This window comes from Streptomyces sp. NPDC007025, from assembly GCF_042869455.1.
In the GTDB taxonomy this organism is placed as follows: domain Bacteria; phylum Actinomycetota; class Actinomycetes; order Streptomycetales; family Streptomycetaceae; genus Streptomyces.
Genome location: NZ_JBIAFT010000004.1, coordinates 111,076 through 129,941, shown reverse-complemented (window position 1 = coordinate 129,941; position 18,866 = coordinate 111,076). Strand labels below are relative to the sequence as shown.

Annotated in this window: 14 protein-coding genes; 11 read left to right on the top strand and 3 right to left on the bottom strand. The window is 73.8% G+C overall.

The window, feature by feature from the left end; translation table 11 throughout:
• Positions 1-342 precede the first annotated feature (342 nt).
• The 5 genes from ACFYMO_RS09350 (at position 343) to ACFYMO_RS09330 (ending at position 5,646) form a co-directional block, all read left to right on the top strand.
• Positions 343-903 (top strand): single-stranded DNA-binding protein, encoded by a 561-nt coding sequence (locus tag ACFYMO_RS09350; RefSeq protein ID WP_366769851.1) that lies wholly within the window; start codon positions 343-345, stop codon positions 901-903.
• Between the two features lie 193 nt (positions 904-1,096).
• Complete coding sequence (locus ACFYMO_RS09345; RefSeq protein ID WP_366769852.1) at positions 1,097-2,602, top strand: thioester domain-containing protein; 1,506 nt, start codon at positions 1,097-1,099, stop codon at positions 2,600-2,602.
• Between the two features lie 294 nt (positions 2,603-2,896).
• A complete protein-coding gene (gene ettA, locus ACFYMO_RS09340) occupies positions 2,897-4,561 on the top strand; it encodes an energy-dependent translational throttle protein EttA (RefSeq protein ID WP_069991186.1) in 1,665 nt (554 codons plus the stop codon).
• Between the two features lie 4 nt (positions 4,562-4,565).
• Positions 4,566-4,991: a thioesterase family protein gene (locus ACFYMO_RS09335; protein ID WP_366769853.1), complete on the top strand. Its 426-nt coding sequence runs from the start codon at positions 4,566-4,568 to the stop codon at positions 4,989-4,991.
• The gene (locus ACFYMO_RS09330; protein ID WP_388545349.1) at positions 4,972-5,646 is read left to right on the top strand and encodes a hypothetical protein; all 675 of its coding nucleotides are present in this window, start codon (positions 4,972-4,974) and stop codon (positions 5,644-5,646) included. The genes ACFYMO_RS09335 and ACFYMO_RS09330 overlap by 20 nt, the downstream gene beginning before the upstream one ends.
• A 196-nt stretch (positions 5,647-5,842) precedes the next feature.
• Here the strand turns inward: ACFYMO_RS09330 and ACFYMO_RS09325 are convergent, their stop codons facing one another.
• The 3 genes from ACFYMO_RS09325 to ACFYMO_RS09315 form a co-directional block, all read right to left on the bottom strand.
• Positions 5,843-6,247, bottom strand: a complete 405-nt coding sequence (locus ACFYMO_RS09325) for a globin (RefSeq protein WP_026004411.1) — start codon at positions 6,245-6,247, stop codon at positions 5,843-5,845.
• Positions 6,248-6,342: 95 nt separating this feature from the next.
• The gene (locus ACFYMO_RS09320) at positions 6,343-7,419 is read right to left on the bottom strand and encodes an ABC transporter permease (protein ID WP_366769855.1); all 1,077 of its coding nucleotides are present in this window, start codon (positions 7,417-7,419) and stop codon (positions 6,343-6,345) included.
• Complete coding sequence (locus ACFYMO_RS09315) at positions 7,416-8,141, bottom strand: ABC transporter ATP-binding protein (RefSeq protein WP_366769857.1); 726 nt, start codon at positions 8,139-8,141, stop codon at positions 7,416-7,418. Before ACFYMO_RS09315 ends, ACFYMO_RS09320 begins: the two co-directional genes overlap by 4 nt.
• Before the next feature lie 473 nt (positions 8,142-8,614).
• Between ACFYMO_RS09315 and ACFYMO_RS09310 the strand changes: the two genes are divergently transcribed.
• The 6 genes from ACFYMO_RS09310 (at position 8,615) to ACFYMO_RS09285 (ending at position 18,532) form a co-directional block, all read left to right on the top strand.
• Positions 8,615-10,057, top strand: a complete 1,443-nt coding sequence (locus ACFYMO_RS09310; RefSeq protein ID WP_388545344.1) for a hypothetical protein — start codon at positions 8,615-8,617, stop codon at positions 10,055-10,057.
• Positions 10,058-10,344: 287 nt separating this feature from the next.
• Positions 10,345-11,400, top strand: a complete 1,056-nt coding sequence (locus ACFYMO_RS09305; protein ID WP_366769858.1) for a glutamate ABC transporter substrate-binding protein — start codon at positions 10,345-10,347, stop codon at positions 11,398-11,400.
• Between the two features lie 146 nt (positions 11,401-11,546).
• Positions 11,547-12,842: a hypothetical protein gene (locus tag ACFYMO_RS09300; RefSeq protein WP_366769859.1), complete on the top strand. Its 1,296-nt coding sequence runs from the start codon at positions 11,547-11,549 to the stop codon at positions 12,840-12,842.
• Between the two features lie 65 nt (positions 12,843-12,907).
• Entirely contained in the window at positions 12,908-15,577 is a 2,670-nt protein-coding gene (locus ACFYMO_RS09295) for a tetratricopeptide repeat protein (RefSeq protein ID WP_388545676.1), read from the top strand.
• Positions 15,578-15,579: 2 nt separating this feature from the next.
• A complete protein-coding gene (locus tag ACFYMO_RS09290; protein ID WP_388545340.1) occupies positions 15,580-17,025 on the top strand; it encodes a PP2C family serine/threonine-protein phosphatase in 1,446 nt (481 codons plus the stop codon).
• A 151-nt stretch (positions 17,026-17,176) separates the two neighbouring features.
• Positions 17,177-18,532 carry a VWA domain-containing protein gene (locus tag ACFYMO_RS09285; RefSeq protein WP_388545337.1) on the top strand — a complete coding sequence of 452 codons (1,356 nt, stop codon included), beginning with the start codon at positions 17,177-17,179 and terminating at the stop codon, positions 18,530-18,532.
• The last annotated feature ends 334 nt before the right edge of the window (positions 18,533-18,866 follow it).

Sequence of the window (18,866 nt, the reverse complement as noted above, 5' to 3'; positions counted from 1 at the left end):
CTCCGGAGCCGGCGGTCCGGGTGGTCGGGGTGGTTCCGGTGACCTGGCCGCGTCGGATGTCGCGGGTCGGGAGGCCGGCGCCGACACCGACACCGACACCGCGGCGTCACCCACCGGTGTGAGCGAGCTGTGCACAACTTCCGAGTAATCCACAGCTGAGAGCGTCTTTCCCCACGCCCCTCGTTCTCCTCCCACTCTGGAATCCGCACGACGGCACCGAGGCGACGACCTGCGGCGGCCCCTACGGGACCGCCGCACGTCGCTCGCCTCGGGGCCGCCGCGCGCTCGGGCACCCGCCGGTGTCCACCGGCGGCAATCGGCAGCGACCAGGGGGAGACGCACATGAACGAGACCTATGTGACGGTGACCGGCAACGTGGCGACGAAAGTCGACCACTGGACCTCGCCGTCCGGACTTCCGGTCGCCAGGTTCCGGCTGGCCAGCACGGTCCGGCGGTTCGACAGGCAGAACCAGCGCTGGGCGGACGCCTCCACCAGCTTCTACACGGTCTGGGCCTGGCGAGGACTGGCCGGACATCTCGCCTCGTCCGTCGCCCGCGGTGAACCCGTCATCGTCCGCGGCCAGTTGCGCGTCGTGGAGGACGAGCGGGACGGACGCCGTTATCTGACGGCCGAGTTGCTCGCGACGACGGTGGGGCACGATCTGACACGCGGCACCTCGGCGTTCGTGCGGACGCCCCGCGCGAACCCGGAGCCCACCCGCGGCACCGCACCGGCCTGGCCCCCGGTGGCCGCGGCAGGACCACCGCCCTTCGGTGCGCCGGGTGACGGGGCCGGCACACCGGGTCCCGATCCCGTGCCGGAAGAGGCCGTGCCAGATGGTGAACTCCTGCCCGAGGCGCTGGCGGAGGACGGTGTTCCAGGTCGGCGCGGCGCGTCGTGATCGTCCCGGTCCGTCGGATTCGGCGATAACGATTCCGAGTCGGAATGTGTGGCCACCGTGAATCGTGGGGATCGCGAGGCGTTTTGCTCCTTACCATCCCACGCGTACTGACCAGGGGGTTCAGAGCTTTGCGGTGGACCGGCGACTCGCGGACGACGCGGCCGGGGGGAGAGTCCGCCAAGAGGGGAAGACCATGACTTCTGTACGGGCGCGGGCGGCCCGTCGGCTCACCGTCGTCGCGGCGGCAACCGCGCTGTGCGCGACAGGCCCGGCAGGTGCCGTCGGGCCGGCGGCCGCGGCTCCGGCGACGGCCGCGGCCACTGCCGGAGCCGGCGCGGGCGGAGCGTTCGCCGACGGGGGACCCGAGCAGCGCAGCGGAGCGGTGGCCACGCTCGACGGCCTGCGCACGCACGGCCGGGCGGTGGTCGCGGCGGACGGCGAGAAGCAGACGGTCGGCGCCGGGCTCTTCGAGATGTCCGTCGACGGGGGCGGAACCCTGCAGACGTACGGACTCGACGTGCTCAACCCGACACAGGAGCAGTCGCGTTACGCCGAAGGGGAGTGGAAGACCTCGTCGCTGTCCGGCAACCGCAACGCGGGGAAGATCCGCTGGACAGTCGAGCACTCCTATCCGCGGCGCAACGACCTCCAGGCGCTGGCGAAGTCCGCGGGCGCCAAGCGGCTCACCCCGCAGACCGCGGCGGCGGGCACCCAGGTCGCGATCTGGCGGCTGGCCGAGAACGGCGCGAGCGGGGCTTCGAGGGGCGGGGGGAGGGGGGAGGGGCCCCCGGAGCCGCCCGACATCACCCCCACCGACCCCGCCGCACGGAAGCTGGCCGACCATCTCGTGAAGAAGGCCCGGTCGATGTCCGAGCCGGGCGCCTCCCTCACCTTCGACAAGGCGGAGGTCTCCGGCCGCACCGCCGAGCGCCCCGGCCCGGTGACGGTGCGCACGAACGCCGCCGCCGTGAGCGTGGCGCCCGGACCGCACGCCGCCTCCCAGGGGATGCGGATCGTCGACCGGGAGGGGAAGCGGGTCCGTACGGCGCGCAACGGGACGAAGCTCTACTTCGAACTGCCCGAGGGCGTGGAGGCAGGCAAGGGGTCGCTGACCGCGCAGGTCGCCACGAAGGTGCCGCTGGGCCGGGTGTTCACCGGCTCCGGTGAGCGCGGCCGGGGGCAGGCGCAGATCCTGGCCGGGTCGAGCCAGTCGACCGTCTCCGCCACCGCCACGGTCAACTGGGCCGAGCGCGGGCCTGCCCCCGCCACCACGGCGAGGGAGAACTGCGCCGACTCCGGGGTGGACATCACCGTCTCCAACGGCGGCGACTCCTCTTTCCCGCTGCGGGTCGGCAAGCAGCGTGAGGACATCGCCGGAGGCGGGCACGGCACCGTGACGGTCCCGGTGGCGGAGGACCAGCCGTACCGGATCCCGGTGCGCGGACCCCACGGGTACCGGAAGACGTTCAGCGGTGTTCTCGACTGCACGACCGCCGCCGCCGGTGGCGGAGTGACCCGGCAGAACGCGCCCGCAACGGTCGAGCGGCCCGCGACCGTGGGCGGTGGCGGTGTCCCGGCATCGGACGGTGACCTGGCGGAGACCGGCGGCGGTGCCGGCACCCGCTTGTTCGCTGCCGTGGCCATCGCGCTGCTGGCCGTGGGAGTGACCACGCTCCGGATCGTGCGCCGCCGCGGCTGAGCCGCCCGCCGGGCTGCGGCCTCGGCCGGCTCCCGGCCCCCGCCCGGGGACCGCGGTCGGCCCGCCCCGGCTCCCGAGCTCTCCGTGTCCGGGAGGGCTGCGTCCGGCCGGATCCGGTGCGCTGCAAGGTGCCGGGCGCAGGTGCGGTTTCCGGCCCGGGGCCCGGGTGCGGCAAGATGGGGAGCGTATGCCTTAGCTGGAGCGGCCGCACCTCAACCCTGCGGCACGCTGCCGCATGACGACCCGCGCGGCCTGGCCGCGTACGACTACCTACAGATTGCCGGACGGTTCCTCTTGGCTGAGTACATCTACACCATGCGCAAGGCGCGCAAGGCGCACGGCGACAAGGTGATCCTCGACGACGTCACCTTGAGCTTCCTGCCCGGCGCGAAGATCGGTGTCGTGGGCCCCAACGGCGCGGGCAAGTCCACCGTGCTCAAGATCATGGCGGGTCTGGAGCAGCCCTCCAACGGTGACGCGATGCTGTCGCCGGGCTACACCGTGGGCATCCTGCTGCAGGAGCCGCCGCTCGACGAGTCCAAGACGGTGCTGGAGAACGTCCAGGACGGCGTCGCGGAGACCAAGCAGCAGCTCGACAGGTTCAACCAGATCGCCGAGCAGATGGCGACCGAGTACACCGACGAGCTGATGGAGGAGATGGGCAAGCTCCAGGAGAAGCTCGACCACGCGAACGCCTGGGATCTGGACGCGCAGCTCGAGCAGGCCATGGACGCGCTGGGCTGCCCGCCCGGCGACTGGCCGGTCACCAACCTCTCCGGTGGCGAGAAGCGCCGTGTCGCGCTCTGCAAGCTCCTGCTGGAGCAGCCCGACCTGCTGCTGCTGGACGAGCCGACCAACCACCTGGACGCCGAGTCGGTGCAGTGGCTGGAGCAGCACCTGGCCAAGTACCCGGGCACCGTCGTGGCCATCACCCACGACCGCTACTTCCTGGACAACGTGGCCGGCTGGATCATGGAGCTGGACCGCGGCCGCGCCATCGGCTACGAGGGCAACTACTCCACGTACCTGGAGAAGAAGCAGTCCCGCCTCAAGGTGGAGGGCCAGAAGGACGCCAAGCGGCAGAAGCGTCTCAAGGAGGAGTTGGAGTGGGTCCGCTCCAACGCCAAGGGGCGGCAGGCCAAGTCGCGGGCGCGGCTGACCCGGTACGAGGAGATGGCCGCCGAGGCGGAGAAGACCCGGAAGCTGGACTTCGAGGAGATCCAGATCCCGCCGGGGCCGCGGCTGGGCAATGTGGTCGTCGAGGTGGAGAACCTCAGCAAGGCGTTCGGGGACAAGGTGCTCATCGACGACCTGTCCTTCACGCTGCCGCGGAACGGGATCGTGGGTGTGATCGGCCCGAACGGTGCGGGCAAGACCACGCTGTTCAAGATGATCCAGGGGCTGGAGGAGGCCGACTCCGGCTCGATCAAGGTCGGTGACACGGTCAAGATCTCCTATGTCGACCAGAGCCGCGCGAACATCGACGCGAAGAAGACGCTGTGGGCGGTCGTCTCCGACGAGCTGGACTACATCAACGTCGGCCAGGTCGAGATGCCGTCGCGCGCCTATGTGAGCGCGTTCGGGTTCAAGGGCCCGGACCAGCAGAAGCCCGCGGGTGTGCTCTCCGGCGGTGAGCGCAACCGGCTGAACCTGGCGCTCACCCTCAAGCAGGGCGGCAACCTGCTGCTGCTGGACGAGCCGACGAACGACCTGGATGTGGAGACACTCTCCTCGCTGGAGAACGCGCTGCTGGACTTCCCGGGCTGTGCGGTGGTCGTCTCCCACGACCGCTGGTTCCTGGACCGGGTGGCCACCCACATCCTCGCCTACGAGGGCGAGAGCAAGTGGTTCTGGTTCGAGGGCAACTTCGAGTCCTACGAGAAGAACAAGATCGAGCGGCTGGGGGCGGACGCGGCGCGTCCGCACCGGGCGACGTACAAGAAGCTCACCCGGAGCTGAGCGCGTGCGGCACAGCTACCGGTGTCCGCTGCGCTGGTCGGACATGGACGCCTTCGGGCACGTCAACAACGTCGTCTACCTCCGCTATCTGGAGGAGGCCAGGATCGATTTCCTGACCCGGGCGGCGCGGGAGACGGATCCGCAGGCGTTCACGGGCGGCACTGTCGTGGCGCGGCACGAGATCGACTATCTGCGGCAGTTGGTCCACCAGGCGGATCCGGTCACGGTGGAGACGTGGGTGGTGAAGCTGACCGCGGCGTCGGTGACGTTCGGCTACGAGATCAGGGACCCCGAGTCCGAGGGGCGCCCGTTCGTGCGGGCGCGGACGGTCGTGGTGCCGTACAACCTGGAGGAGGGCTATCCGCGGCGGCTGTCGGCCGCGGAGCGCTCCTTTCTGGAGGGGTACATCGATGACAGCCACAGCGGCTGACCGGCTGGTCTTCGCCGACCCCGGGGAGGCGGCGGGGCTCGCCGCGTTCCTGGAGCGGCTGGTGCGCTGGGAGAAGAACGCCGCGGTGCGTATCCAGGCGGGTGGCGGGGTGGCCGGGGTGTTCGCCAGGCCCGCCCGCTTCGAGGTGCTGGCCGTGCGCACCGGGCGGCTGCTGGAGCCGGCGGAGCTCGATGTCACCGTTGCCGCCGGTGAGCTGCTGGAACTCGTCGAGGAGGACCGGGAGGCCGTCGCTGTTCCGAAGGCCGTGACCGGTCCGTCCTGGGCGGGTGTGCTGCCGCCGCGCGGCGGCTGGCGGGAGTTCGCCCGGGTGCCGGTGGACGCGGTGGGGTCGGTGGCGGCCGCCGCGGTCGGTGAGTTCCGGGAGCGGGCCGAGAAGCTGCCGCCGGAGCGCCGGGGCAGGCAGACCCTGGACGCGCTCGCGGAGGAGATCTGGTCCCGCCCGCTGGGGCGCACGCAGCTGCCGCTGCGCGCCGCGCACGCGGCGCATGCGCTCGGTTTCCTGCGCGGGACGGATCCGGCGGCGCTGCTGGAGTCCGGGCCGTGGCTGCGGCTGCGGACGGTCTACGGGTCGGTGGCCGTGCGCCGCCGGGAGCGTCCGGGAGCGGGCGGCGGGCTGAGCGTCACGCCTGTATGAGTCGTACGTCGGTGGGTGACCGTCGGTTTCCGGTCGCCGGAGGCGGCCCGCCGGAGCAGGCCCGCCGGGAGGCACCGCCGACGACGTTCCGCCCCCCTGTGCGGCCCTTCCGGCGGAGGGGCCGCAGCAGGGCGGGTGCCGGCGGTGGCGCCCCGGCAGGACCGTCCCGGCGCCGGCGAGCGGTCCGCGGTGCCGGTCAGTCCGCGGTGTTGATCAGCGAGCCGGCGGCGTAGACGAGGTAGTCCCAGAGCTTGGCCTCCAGCGGGGCGGGCAGCTCCAGGCTGTCGACGGCGTCCCGCATGTGCCGCAGCCAGGCGTCGTGCGCGGCCCGGTCGACCGTGAAGGGCGCGTGCCGCATCCGCAGCCGCGGGTGGCCCCGCGCGTCGCTGTAGGTGCGGGGGCCGCCCCAGTACTGCATCAGGAAGAGCGCCAGCCGCTCCTCGGCCGGTCCCAGGTCCTCCTCCGGATACATGGGCCGCAGCAGGGGGTCCTCGGCGACACCCTGGTAGAAGCGGTGCACCAGCCGCCGAAACGTCTCCTCGCCGCCGACCTGTTCGTAGAAGGTCTGCGTTTCCAGACTGCCGCGCGGAATCTCCATCACCCGTCCATGGTCGCAGACGGCCCGGAGGAGGTCCGCGGACCTAGGACCGGCCCTCCTCGGTTCCTCCTCCGGGCCCCGCACCCCACCGCTTCCGGTCAGGTGGCGTCCCAGCGGAAGACCCGGGCGGCGATCGCCGTCAGCACCGCGGCGAACAGCAGCAGTCCGCCCATCACGGGCAGCGCGCTGCCCCAGCTCTCCCCGCGGGTGAGGACGTCCTGCATGGCCGAGGCCAGATGCTTGAGCGGCAGGAACTCGCTGACCGCGCGGATCCATCCCGGTGCGTTGTCCAGCGGGAAGAAGGCGCCGGAGAGGAACGCCATGGGCAGGATGACCAGCTGCGCCATCCCGTTGGCCGCCTCCTCGGTCTTGGCGAACGAGCCGACCAGCAGTCCGATGGACATGAACGCCAGCGTGCCGCACACCACCAGTGGCAGGCACAGCCACCAGTCACCGGCGAGTTTCAGCCCGTAGTAGGGCAGCGAGGCCACCGCCAGGAAGATCGCCGTCTGTGCGAAGGCGGTCACCAGGTTCACGCCGACCCGGGCGCCGACCACGCTGCGCGCACTGATCGGGGCGAGCCACAGACGGCGCAGGATGCGCTTGCGGCGCCAGCTCACCAGGTTGAAGGCGGAGCCGAAGACACCGCCCATCGCCACCGCCCACCCCAGCAGCCCCGGCGTGAGGTACTGGATCGGTTTGGTGGTCTCGTCCTCCACGGTGCCGGTCCGCAGCGCGAAGGCGGGCGGCTGCCCGGTCGCACGCTGGTTGGCCTGCTGGACGATGCTGTTGAGCACGCCCCGTACGCTGCCAGAGCGCACCTGGTCGGCCGCCGAGTAGCGCAGCTCCACCTTGCCGTCCCGCTGGAAGACGGCGGCGTCGGCGTCGCCCTTGCGGACCTTCTCCAGGGCCTCGCGGCGGGCCGCGGCCGAACCGTCGGTCTTCTCGATCTCCAGGACGTCCCGCAGCCCGGCGCGCTCCTTGTCGGGCATGCCGTCGAGCACCTTGACGCTGCCGACCTGCACGATCTCGGACTTGTCGGCCCCCTGGTCCTTGAAGAGCGCGCCGAAGAGCATCAGGAACATCAGCGGGAAGATCAGTGTGAAGAAGACCGCCGCACGGTCGCGGCCCAGCCCGCGTGCCATCGCCAGCGACAGGTTGAGGAACGCTCTCACTCCCGGTACTCCCGCCCCGTCAACTGGAGGAAGACGTCCTCCAGGGTGTCGACTCCCAGCTCCTGCACGAGCGAGCGCGGCGGTCCCACCCGCAGCACCTTCCCGTGGTCCATGACGGCGACCCGGTCGCACAGCCTCTCGGCCTCGTCCATGTAGTGCGTGGTGAGCACCACGGTGCGGCCGGAGGAGTTGATGGTGCGCAGCAGGTCCCACAGGTTGCGCCGGGCCTGCGGGTCCAGGCCGGTGGTGGGCTCGTCCAGGAAGACCAGCTCCGGATCGTGGACCAGGGCGCAGGCGATGGACAGCCGCTGCGCCTGACCGCCGGAGAGCTTGTCCTCCCGGGTGTCCGCCTTCTCGGCGAGTCCCACGGTCTCCAGCATCCGGTCGGCGTGCGGCTCCTCGATGCCGTAGAGCGCGGCGAAGGTGCGTATCTGCTCCCGGGCGGTCAGCCGCTCGAAGAACGCGGACGCCTGGAGCTGCACGCCTATCCGGCGCAGCAGTGCCGGGTCGCGCGGCCAGGAGGGCGACCCCAGCAGCTGTGCGGTTCCCTCGTCGGGTTCGCGGAGCCCTTCCAGGAGCTCCATGGTGGTCGTCTTGCCGGCTCCGTTCGGCCCGAGAATGCCGTAGAACTCGCCGCGCCGCACTTCGAGGGAGACACCGTCGACGGCCTGCGTCTCCCCGTAGCGTTTGCGCAGCCCGTCGGCTGTGATCGCGTTGGACATGCGCGGAGACTAATGGCTGAATCCAGTATTCCGGTCTCGCGCGGTCATCTGTTCCGTCTCACCTGGCCACCGGGCGGATCGCGGTGGGGCGGCGCCCGGGATGCGGCCGGACCACCAGCGCCCCGTACACCTCGTACGCCCCGGTCCGCGGCAGCCGGGAACCGGGCGGCCGACGGGACGCGTGAGGGAGGGCAGGAGCGGGTGTGGCGGCAGCTCTCGGCCGGCGGAATCGGCGTGCCGGGAGATGCCGGGGGACGTGCCCGGGTCGGGCATTCGGTCGCGATCCGAACAAGATCCCGGCCAAGTCCCTGCCACCGCTGCCCGCAGCGGCCATACTGCTGGCCTGGGCACCACGGCCGGGGCGTCCCGACGCTCGCGGTCCCGGGCAGGGGAGCCGGGGGCCGCGCGGAACGGAGCGGAGGGTACGCACGCGGCAGGGTGTCGGCCAGCGACCGAGGGGGAGGGCTCCAGCCGTGACTCAGCAGCCGACCGTGCCACCGGCCCCGCCGCCGCTGTCCGCGGCGCCGCCGGACGGGCCCGGTGCGGGACCGGACCGGGCCGCGGCGGGCGGTGGGCCGCAGCCCGCGGCGCCGCCGGCTCCGCGCCGCACGGCCTGGTCCGAGGGGGTGCGGCGGCTGCGCGCGGCCGCGACCACCGAGCCGGGCAGGCTGCGGGTGATCGGTGCGGCCCTGGTCGCGCTGGTGCTGCTGTTCGGGGCCGTGTCGGCGTGGCAGGTCTCCGACCGGGTGGCGGCGGCGGACGCCGTCGTCGACCACAGCCAGCCGCTGAGCGCGGACGCCGCGCACATCTACCGCTCGCTGGCCGACGCCGACACCTCGGCCTCCAGCGGCTTCCTCGCGGGCGGTGACGAGCCCCGCTCGGAGCGCCGCCGCTATGAGAAGGACATCCGCGAGGCGTCCGAACTGCTCGCCGAGGCGGCGACCGCCTCCGGCGGGTCGCCGACCGCGGAGCGGCAGATCGCCGTACTCAACCGCGGGCTGCCCGTCTACACGGGCCTGGTGGAGTCCGCACGCGCCGACAACCGGCAGGGCCTGCCGCTGGGCGGCGCCTATCTGCGGTACGCCAACGAGAAGATGCGCGGCGAACTGCTCCCCGCTGCCCGCAAGCTGTACACGGCCGAGACGGAGCAGCTGGGCGGCGACTACGCGGACGCCGAGAGCTGGCCGCTGCTCGGTCTCGGCACCGGCGTGCTGGCGCTCGCCGCACTGGGCTGGGCGCAGCGCCGCAACTACCGCCGCACCAACCGGGTCTTCGACCGCGGTCTGCTCGGCGCGACCGCCGCCGTGCTCGCGCTGCTGGTGTGGCTCGGGGCGGGGCACATGCTGGCGCGCTCGGGTCTGCACGAGTCCGACACCAAGGGTGCGCGTTCGCTGCAGGCTCTCAACGAGGCGTGGATAGGCACCCTGCAGGCGCGCGGTGACGAGAACATGACGCTGGTCGCGCGCGGTGGCGGCGCGGCGTACGAGAAGAGCTACCGCAAGCAGATGGCCGCGGTCGCGGGCACCGGTGAACGGCGCGCCGAGGGCGGGCTGCTGGGGGAGGCCCGCCGGGTCGCGGACGACCGCAGCGGCGGTGACGCGGTGCGGGACGCGCAGCGGGCCGTGCGGACCTGGCAGGAGCGGCACCGGCAGGCGCGGGCCGAGGACGACGGCGGCCACTACGAGGACGCGGTCGCCCGGGTGATCGGTGCCGAGGACAGCACGCGGGAGAGCTTCGACGCGGCGGACGCGAGCCTGGGCCGGGCCGCGGCGCACGAGCAGCGCCAGTTCGAGGAGGCCGCCGCGGCGGGCCGTGGCCGGTTCGGCGGGCTGCTGGTGGGAGCGCTGCTGCTGGCCGTGCTCGGAGCGGTGGGCACGGTGTTGGGCATCGGGCGGCGGCTCGGCGAGTACAGGTGAGGAGGGGGGACGCCATGTCGGCATCGGGAGCGGAGACACCGGACACGGCGGGTGCACCGGGCACACAAGGCGTACCGGGCGCACGGGGTGCGGCGGACGAGGCGGGCGCGACAGGCGCAGGCGCTGCGGACGCGAGACGCACCGTGGACGCCACTGCTGGCGCACGCGCCACGGCCACCGGGGCCGCGACGGGCCGGGACTCCGGCACCACGACCGGCCGGGATCCCGGCGACAGGCCGGAGCCAGGCTGCGGGGCCGGGCCGGCGCCGGGCCGCCGGAGCCGCCGGGTGCTCGCACGGGTGCGGCCGGGCGGCGCCTCCCGCAGACCGTGGACGGTCGCCGCGGGCGGTCTGGCCGTCGCAGCGGCGGTGCTGGTCGCCGCGGTCGCGGGCACCGGAGCCTTGGGCGGCGCCTCGGCGGACCGCGGAGCAGCGCGCCCGGGTCCGGGCCCGGGCGCGGCGGTGGGGCGGCCCGCCTCCGCCACCGAGCCCGGGGCCGAGCCGCGGCCGGAGAAGTGCGCGGACGGCAGCAATCCCGCGGAGAGCCTCAAGCCGTCCGGCGCCTCCGGGAAGGCGGTCGAGCGGATCAAGAAGAAGGACAAGCTGGTTGTCGGTGTCGACCAGAACAGCTATCTGTGGGGCTACCGGGACCCGTCCACCGGCACCATCGAGGGCTTCGACATCGACCTGGTCAAGGCCATCGCGCGCGATCTGCTGGGGAAGGACGGTGCCGACCGGATCGTCTACCGCACCATCCCCACCGACCAGCGTGTCCCTGCCATCCAGAGCGGTGATGTGGACATGGTCGTGCGGACGATGACCATCAACTGCTCCCGGCGCGCGCAGGTCGCCTTCTCCACCGCCTACTTCCAGGCGGGCCAGCAGTTGGTCGTGCCCAAGAAGCACGCGCGCGTCAAGGGCTTCGACAGCAGCATGCGCGGCAAACACGTGTGCTACGCCGCGGGTTCCACGGCGGAGAGGATGATGAAGAGCCCCGCGTACGCGGCACTGGGCGCGCGCCCGGTCGTCGTGCCCAACCAGCTCGACTGCCTGGTGCGCATGCAGCTCGGCGAGGCGGACGCGACGGTCACCGACAGCGCCCTGGGCGCCGGGCAGGCCGCACAGGACCCCTCGGTCGAACTCGTGGGGGAGCCGGAGACGCTGGAGCCGTACGGCGTCGCGATGAACCTGGAGGACGAGGATCTGGTCCGCAGGGTCAACAAGGTGCTGGAGGACTACCGCGAGCACAAGTGGAAGTCTTCCTACGACCGCTGGCTGGCCGACGACATGATGGGTACGGAAGGGAAGAAGCCCGCACCGCCCGAGCCGCTCTACCGCGACTGAACCGGACGCGGCGGTCGCGCTGCGGACGCGGCCGCCGAGGCGGCCGCCGAAGTGGCCGCCGCGTACCGGTTCGTGGGAACGGGTCCGTGAGTACGAGTCGAACAGCGAGGTGATCGATGGGGTCCGCGGGAGCCGCCGGAGAGGTGATGAGCCGGGAGGAGACCGACCGGGTGCTGGAGCGGCTCGACGCCGAGCACGAGGCGGTGGAGTCCTCCCTGCTGGCGCTCCAGGACCACGCCGGGCGCCGGCTCCTGGAGGGCGCCGAGCTCGCCGGGACGACCGCGCACCGCTGGGCCCGGGCCGAGGCCGCCGTCACCGCGCTGTGGAACGGGTTCGAGGTCTACGCGCGCACCCTGCGCCAGGCCCGCGAGCTGCGGGAGCGTCGCCGCTGGCCCAGCCGCGACGACCTGGTCGAGCTGACCCGGCTGCTGCGCGGCACCCTCACCGTCCCCGGCGCGGGGCTGCCAGGTGCCCCGGGGGCGGGCCTGTCCGGGGCGCCGAAGCTGGCCGAGGAACTGACCCTCGGACAGCTCGTCGAGCGGATGAACGGGTGGTACGCGCAGGCACTCGACGTGGTGGCGGCGGCCGACTCCGTGTGGTCCGCGCTGCCGGCGCGGATCGACATGCTCGCCGCCGAACTGGGCCGCGTGCGCTCCCTGGCGCACTCGGTGGGCATGCGACCCGGTGAGCACCCGTCCGCCGACGACCTGGAGCGCATCACGGCCGAACTCACCGCGCTGCGCCAGGAGGTCCTCCGGGACCCGCTCGCCTTCTGGACACCGACCGGGGGCAGCGGCGCGCCGGGCGGCGGCAGGCCGGACACCACCCGCTACGACGGCGCCGCCCGCGCGCTGGAGGAGGTACGGCGCGAGATCGACGCCGTGCTCGCCGTGCGGCAGGACGCCGAACAGCGGCTGATGAAGCTGCGCGACCTGCTCACCCGCGCCGACCGCACCCTCGCCGAGGCCCGCGCGGCGCGCGGCGAGGTGCTGGCCAAGATCGCCGCCTGCGAGGTGCCCGCCGTCAGCGGCCCGCCCGCGGCGCTGCACAGCCGCCTCGCCGAAGCCGTCGAGCACCGCAGGTACGCGCAGTGGCACCGGCTCTCACCGCTGCTGGAGGAGCTGGAGGTGAGTGCCGAGGGCGAGCTGGAGCGGGCCCGCGCCCAGCTCTCCGCCGTCACCGCGCCACTGGCCGTGCGGGCGGAACTGCGCGGCCGCCTGGACGCGTACAAGGCAAAGGTGGCCCAGCACGGTCTGGCCGAGGACAGTCTGCTCATCGAGCGCTACGACACGGCGCGCCGGATGCTGTGGAGCGCCCCCTGCGACCTGCGGGCCGCGGAGGACGCCGTACTGCGCTACCAGCGGGCCACACAGGAGGCACTGCAGCACCGGCGGCAGACCCGGGACGCCGCGGGCGGAGCGATGAACATGGGGGCGGAGTGAGCGAGCAGACCAGCGCACCGGAGCGGCCGTGCCAGCGGCCGCAGTGCGACGGCGTGTACGAGGACATGGGAGGGGGCGAGCTGTACTGCGGCACCTGCGGGCTCGCGCCCGTGGTGGCACCCGGCGGGATGCTGGGCGCGGCGCCCACCGGGATGACCGGCCCGGCGCGGGACAGCCGCTCCTCCGGCTCCGGGCGCTCGGGCTCCGCGCGGACCTCCTCCCGCGGCTCGGCGCGCTCGCGCTCCTCGCGCCGTTCGGTCTCCGGGCGGCTCTCCCGCTCGCTGTCCGGGCGCGGCACCGAGCGCTCGGTCTCCGTGCGCAGCTCCAGCTCCTCCGCCGAGAGTTCCGGGCGGAGCAGGCTGGGCGCCGGACTGGTGCAGGTCCCGCAGGTGCCCCGGCCGGATCCGGCCGGGGTCGTCCTGGCGGACCCGGAGGTGCCCGAGCGCAAGCGCTTCTGCAGCAACGGGGAGTGCGGCGCGGCGGTGGGCCGGGCGCGCGGCGACCGGCCGGGCCGCACCGAGGGGTTCTGCACCAAGTGCGGCCACCCCTACTCCTTCGTGCCCAAGCTGCGTCCCGGCGACATCGTGCACGGCCAGTACGAGGTCGCGGGCTGCCTGGCGCACGGTGGGCTGGGCTGGGTCTACCTGGCCGTCGACCGGGCCGTCTCGGACCGCTGGGTGGTCCTCAAGGGGCTGCTGGACACCGGTGACCAGGACGCGATGGCGGCGGCGATCGCCGAGCGCCGCTTCCTGGCGGAGATCGAGCACTCCAACATCGTCCGCATCTACAACTTCGTCGAGCACCTCGACCAGCGGACCGGCAGCCTCGACGGCTACATCGTGATGGAGTACGTCGGCGGCAGCTCACTCAAGCAGATCGCCAACGACCGGCGCACCCCGGCGGGGAAGCGCGATCCGCTGCCGGTGGAGCAGGCGTGCGCCTACGGCATCGAGGCCCTGGAGGCCCTGGGGCATCTGCACAGCCGCAACCTGCTCTACTGCGACTTCAAGGTCGACAACGCGATACAGCAGGGCGACCAGCTCAAACTGATCGACCTGGGCGCGGTGCGCCGCATGGACGACGACGAGAGCGCCATCTACGGCACCGTCGGGTACCAGGCGCCCGAGGTCGCCGAGGAGGGCCCCTCGGTCGCCTCCGACCTGTACACCGTGGCGCGCACCCTCGCCGTGCTGACCTTCGACTTCCAGGGCTACACCAACGTCTACGTCGACAGCCTGCCCAACCCGGAGAACATCGGGGTCTTCCAGCGGTACGAGTCCTTCTACCGGTTCCTGGTGCGGGCGACCGACCCCGACCCGCGCCGCAGGTTCGCCTCCGCGCAGGAGATGGCCGACCAACTGCTCGGGGTGCTCCGGGAGGTCGTGGCGCTGCAGACCGGGAAGCCGCGGCCCGCACTGTCCACCCTCTTCGGCCCGGAACCCCGGGTCGTGGACACCGAGCTGTTCGCGCCGCAGTCCGGCGACGCCTCCCTGCTGGGGGCGCGCGATCCGGCGGCGGGGAAGCGCCGCGCCCGGCGGGCCGCGCTCGCGGGCGCGGGCCGTTCCGCGGGGTCCGGGAGCGCCGCCACCGCCCCGGCGGTGCCGGAGCCGACGGGCGGCACCGCCGCGCCGCCCGACCCAGCCGCAGCGCCCCAGGTGCCGCCGGCCCGTACCGCGCCGCCCGCGCCGCTCGCCTCGTTCCCGCCGCCGGGCGGCACCGGGAGCCCGGCCGTCGCCCCCGCGGTCGCGCTGGCCCCGTTCCGTACCCGGCCGGTGGCGTTGGCGCTGCCCGTTCCGCGCGTCGACGCCACCGACCCCAACGCGGGCTTCCTCGCCGGGCTGTCGGCTTCCTCACCCGTCGAGCTGCTCACCGCGCTGGAGGGGGCACCGGCCGACTCCCCGGAGTTGCGGCTGCGTACCCTGCGCGCCCTGCTGGAGAGCGACGCGGGGCAGGAGGGTGCCGGAGCCGCACTCGACGCGCTGGACGCCCTGGAGGCCCGGCACGCCGACGACTGGCGGGTGGTGTGGTATCGCGGCCTGGCGGCGCTGGCGACCGGCGACCGGGAGACCGCGGCGCTCTCCTTCGACGCGGTCTACGACGCGTTCCCCGGCGAGCCCGCGCCCAAGCTGGCCCTGGGCTGCTGCGCGGAGGTGCTCGGCCAGTCGGACAACGCCGCCGAGTACTACCGGCTGGTGTGGACGACCGATCCGTCGTATGTGAGTGCCGCGTTCGGGCTGGCCAGGGTGCGGCTGGCGACCGGCGACCGGCCGGGCGCCGTCCAGGTGCTGGAGTCGGTGCCGGAGTCCTCCATCCACTACACCGCCGCGCGCATCGCGGCGGTACGCGCCCGGCTGCGGCAGCGCTCGCCGCACGAACCGCTGCTGGAGGAACTGCGCGCGGCCGCACAGCAGGTGGCCGACCTCCAGCACGTCGGCCTGGACGAGGTGCGCCGCCACGAGCTGACCTGCGAGGTACTCGGGTGCGCACTCGACTGGCTGCTGTGCCAGGCTGTTCCCGCCCGGGGGGCCGCTTCCTCCGGGCCCGCACCTGCGGGTGCGCCGGGAGCACCGCCGGGTGCCGGGGTACGGCTGTTGGACAGCCCGCTCACCGAAGAGGGGCTGCGCTTCGGCCTGGAGCGCTCCTACCGGCTGCTGGCCCGGCACGCGCAGAGCGGAACCGCGAGGATCGAACTGGTGGAGCGGGCCAACCGTTTCCGCCCCAGGACGTGGGTGTGACCATGCCTCAGTTGGACCGACTCTCCGCCTGCCCGAGCTGTGCGGAACCGCTCGAGGAGGGCGACCGCTTCTGCGGTGCCTGCGGTGCGGACCTGGCAGCCGCCGTGCGGGGCCTCGCGGCCGGCCGCGGCACCCCTCCGGCGCCGCGGCGGGAACCCACGCTCCCGGACGGCCTCCCGGCGGCCGCGCCGCCCGGCCAGGACGTCCCGCCGCCTCCGGTGCCGCCGCCGCCCGCGGCGCCGCCGCAGGCCGGACCCGGCCAGGCGCCTCCCGCGGCGCCGGGTGCGCCCGCCGGCGGCCGGGCCGGCCCGGGCCCGGTGCCCCCGGTCCCGAGTGTGCCGCCGCCCCCGCCGCCGCCCCCTGCGGCGCCGGGCGGGCCCGACGCGGCGCAGCCGCCCGCCGCCGGACCGTACGGTGCGGCTCCCGCGCCGTCCGGGAGCACCCCGCCCGCCGCACCGGTGGCACCCGCCGCCCCGGACCCGCGCGGCGATCCGGACGCGGCGGCCTCCGATCCGCGTGCGGCCGCCGCAGGGCCGCAGCCCTCCGGGCCGGTCTGCGTGGCCTGCGGCACCGGGACGATCGACAGCGACGGCTACTGCGAGCACTGCGGCCACAAGCAGCCCCGGGAACGTGATCACATGGAGTCCGCGCTGGACACCGTCGCGGCCGCCAGCGACCGGGGGCTGCGGCACCACCGCAACGAGGACTACTTCGCCCTCGCGGAGGCCGCCACACCGGAGGGCGCACCCGCGACGCTCGCCGTCGTCTGCGACGGCGTCTCCTCGGCCACCCGCCCCGACGAGGCGTCGGCGGCGGCGGCCGAGGCCGGGTGCTCCTCGCTGCGCCGGGAGCTGCCGGCGGGCCGCCATCCGCAGCAGGCCATGCACGACGCGCTGGTGGCCGCCTCGGAGGCGGTCAACGCGCTGGCCGCCGACACCCCGGTCGAGCCGTCCAAGAACGCTCCGGCCTGCACCGTCGTCGGCGCGGTCAGCGTGGAGGGCGTCGTGACCGTCGGCTGGATCGGCGACAGCCGCGCCTACTGGGTGCCCGACGACCGCGTCTCGGCGCCGGCGCGGCTGACCGAGGACGACTCCTGGGCGGCCCAGATGGTCGCCGCGGGGCTGATGAACGAGGCCGAGGCCTACGCCGACCCGCGGGCGCACGCGATCACCGGCTGGCTCGGCGCGGACGCCTACGAGATCGACCCGCACACCTGCTCGTTCAAACCCGAACAGCCCGGTGTCGTGGTGGTGTGCACGGACGGGCTGTGGAACTACGCGGAGTCGGCGGGGGAGATGGCCGCGGCCGTACCGGCCGACGCCTCGGCGCGCCCCCTCCACGCCGCGCAGCACCTGGTCGGCTATGCGCTGGACGGTGGTGGGCACGACAACGTGACGGTGGCCGTGCTGCCGTTCCCCGCACCGTCGGGAGGGGCGGGCCCGGCCTGAACCGAGCGCGCCACGGGGGCCCTCGGACACCGCTGTGCGGTGCCGGAGGGCGACGGGAGCGCAGTCCGGGGGGAAGTACCGCACGCACCACCGCACTTCCGTCCCGCCCCGTTGTCCACTACTCGTCGGAGAGCAGACAGGAGCGGAACAGATGGCCAACTTCGCGAAGTCCAACGCGCCGCGCTTCTCGGTGGAGGTCTACCAGAACGCGTACCTGCCCGAAGGCGCCCGAGAGGTCAACGCCGTGGTCACCGTCACCTCCACGGGGGGTGGTACGAGCGGCGGCATGCCGTTGCCGGTGACCGGGCCGGGCGGGGCCCCGGCGGCGGAGGGGGCCGACGCGGCGGTCGTCATCATGCTCGACTGCTCCGGCTCGATGGACTACCCGCCCACCAAGATGCGCAACGCGCGCGACGCCACCGCCGCCGCGATCGACACGCTCCGGGACGGCGTCTCCTTCGCCGTCGTGGGGGGCACCCACAAGGCGCGGGAGGTGTTCCCCGGCGGCGGCGCGCTCGCCGTCGCCGACGCCACCACCCGGGCCCAGGCCAAGGACGCGCTGCGCGGCCTGTCGGCGGGCGGCGGCACCGCGATCGGCACCTGGCTGCGGCTGGCCGACCGGCTGCTGAGCGCCGCCGACGTCACCATCCGGCACGGCATCCTGCTCACCGACGGGCGCAACGAGCACGAGGAACCCGCCGCGCTGCGCGCGGCGCTGGAGGCGTGCGCGGGTCACTTCACCTGCGACGCGCGGGGCGTGGGCACCGACTGGGAGGTCCAGGAGGTCACCGGGATCGCCTCGGCACTGCTGGGCACCGCCGACATCGTGGCCGACCCGGACGGGCTGGCGGCGGATTTCACCAGGATGATGGAGAACGCCATGGGCAAGGAGGTCGCCGACGTGGCGCTCCGGCTGTGGACACCGCAGGGCTCCCGGATCGCGTTCGTCAAGCAGGTGGCCCCCACGGTCGAGGAGCTGACCGGCCGCCGCACGGAGGTCGGTCCGCGCGCCGGCGACTACCCGACCGGGTCCTGGGGGGACGAGTCGCGCGACTACCACGTCTGTGTGGAGGTGCCGGCCGCCGGGATCGGCCAGGAGATGCTCGCCGCGCGGGTCTCACTGGTGCTGCCCGCGCCGGACGGCGGATCCGCGCAGACGCTCGGGCAGGGGCTGGTGCGGGCCGTGTGGACGGACGACCTGGCGGCCACCACGTCCATCAACCCGCAGGTGGCGCACTACACAGGGCAGGCCGAACTGGCCCAGGTGATTTGTACGGGGCTCGACCTCCGAAAGGCGGGAGACGAAGCGGGCGCAACGGCCAAACTGGGACGAGCGGTGCAGTTGGCGAACGCGTCGGGGAACACGGATACTGCGAAACTGCTTTCGAAGGTGGTCGACGTGGTGGATGCCGCGACGGGTACTGTTCGACTCAAGACGAAGGTCGCCGAGGCCGACGAGATGACGCTGGAGACGCGGTCCACCAAGACGGTCCGCGTGAAGCGCTAGCGTCCCGGCCGCGGCGCCTCCGCACGACCGGCGCGACCCGCACCAGCAGGTACCGACGAGCAGGAGCACGGAGGGGGAGGCACCACCATGCCGACTTGCCCGAACGGCCACCAGTCAGCGGCCGACGACTGGTGCGAGGTCTGTGGCCACCGCATGGCCGAAGCGCCGGGGTCGCCCGCCGGTGCCGCACCGCCGCCTCCTCAGCCGCCCGCTCCGGGCGGTTACGGCTACCCCGGCCCGCCCGGTCCGCCGCCCGCGCCCGGCCCGCCTCCGCCCGGCCAGGGCTACGGCTACCCGGGACCCGGCTCCGGCCCGCCCGAGCCGTGCCCCCAGT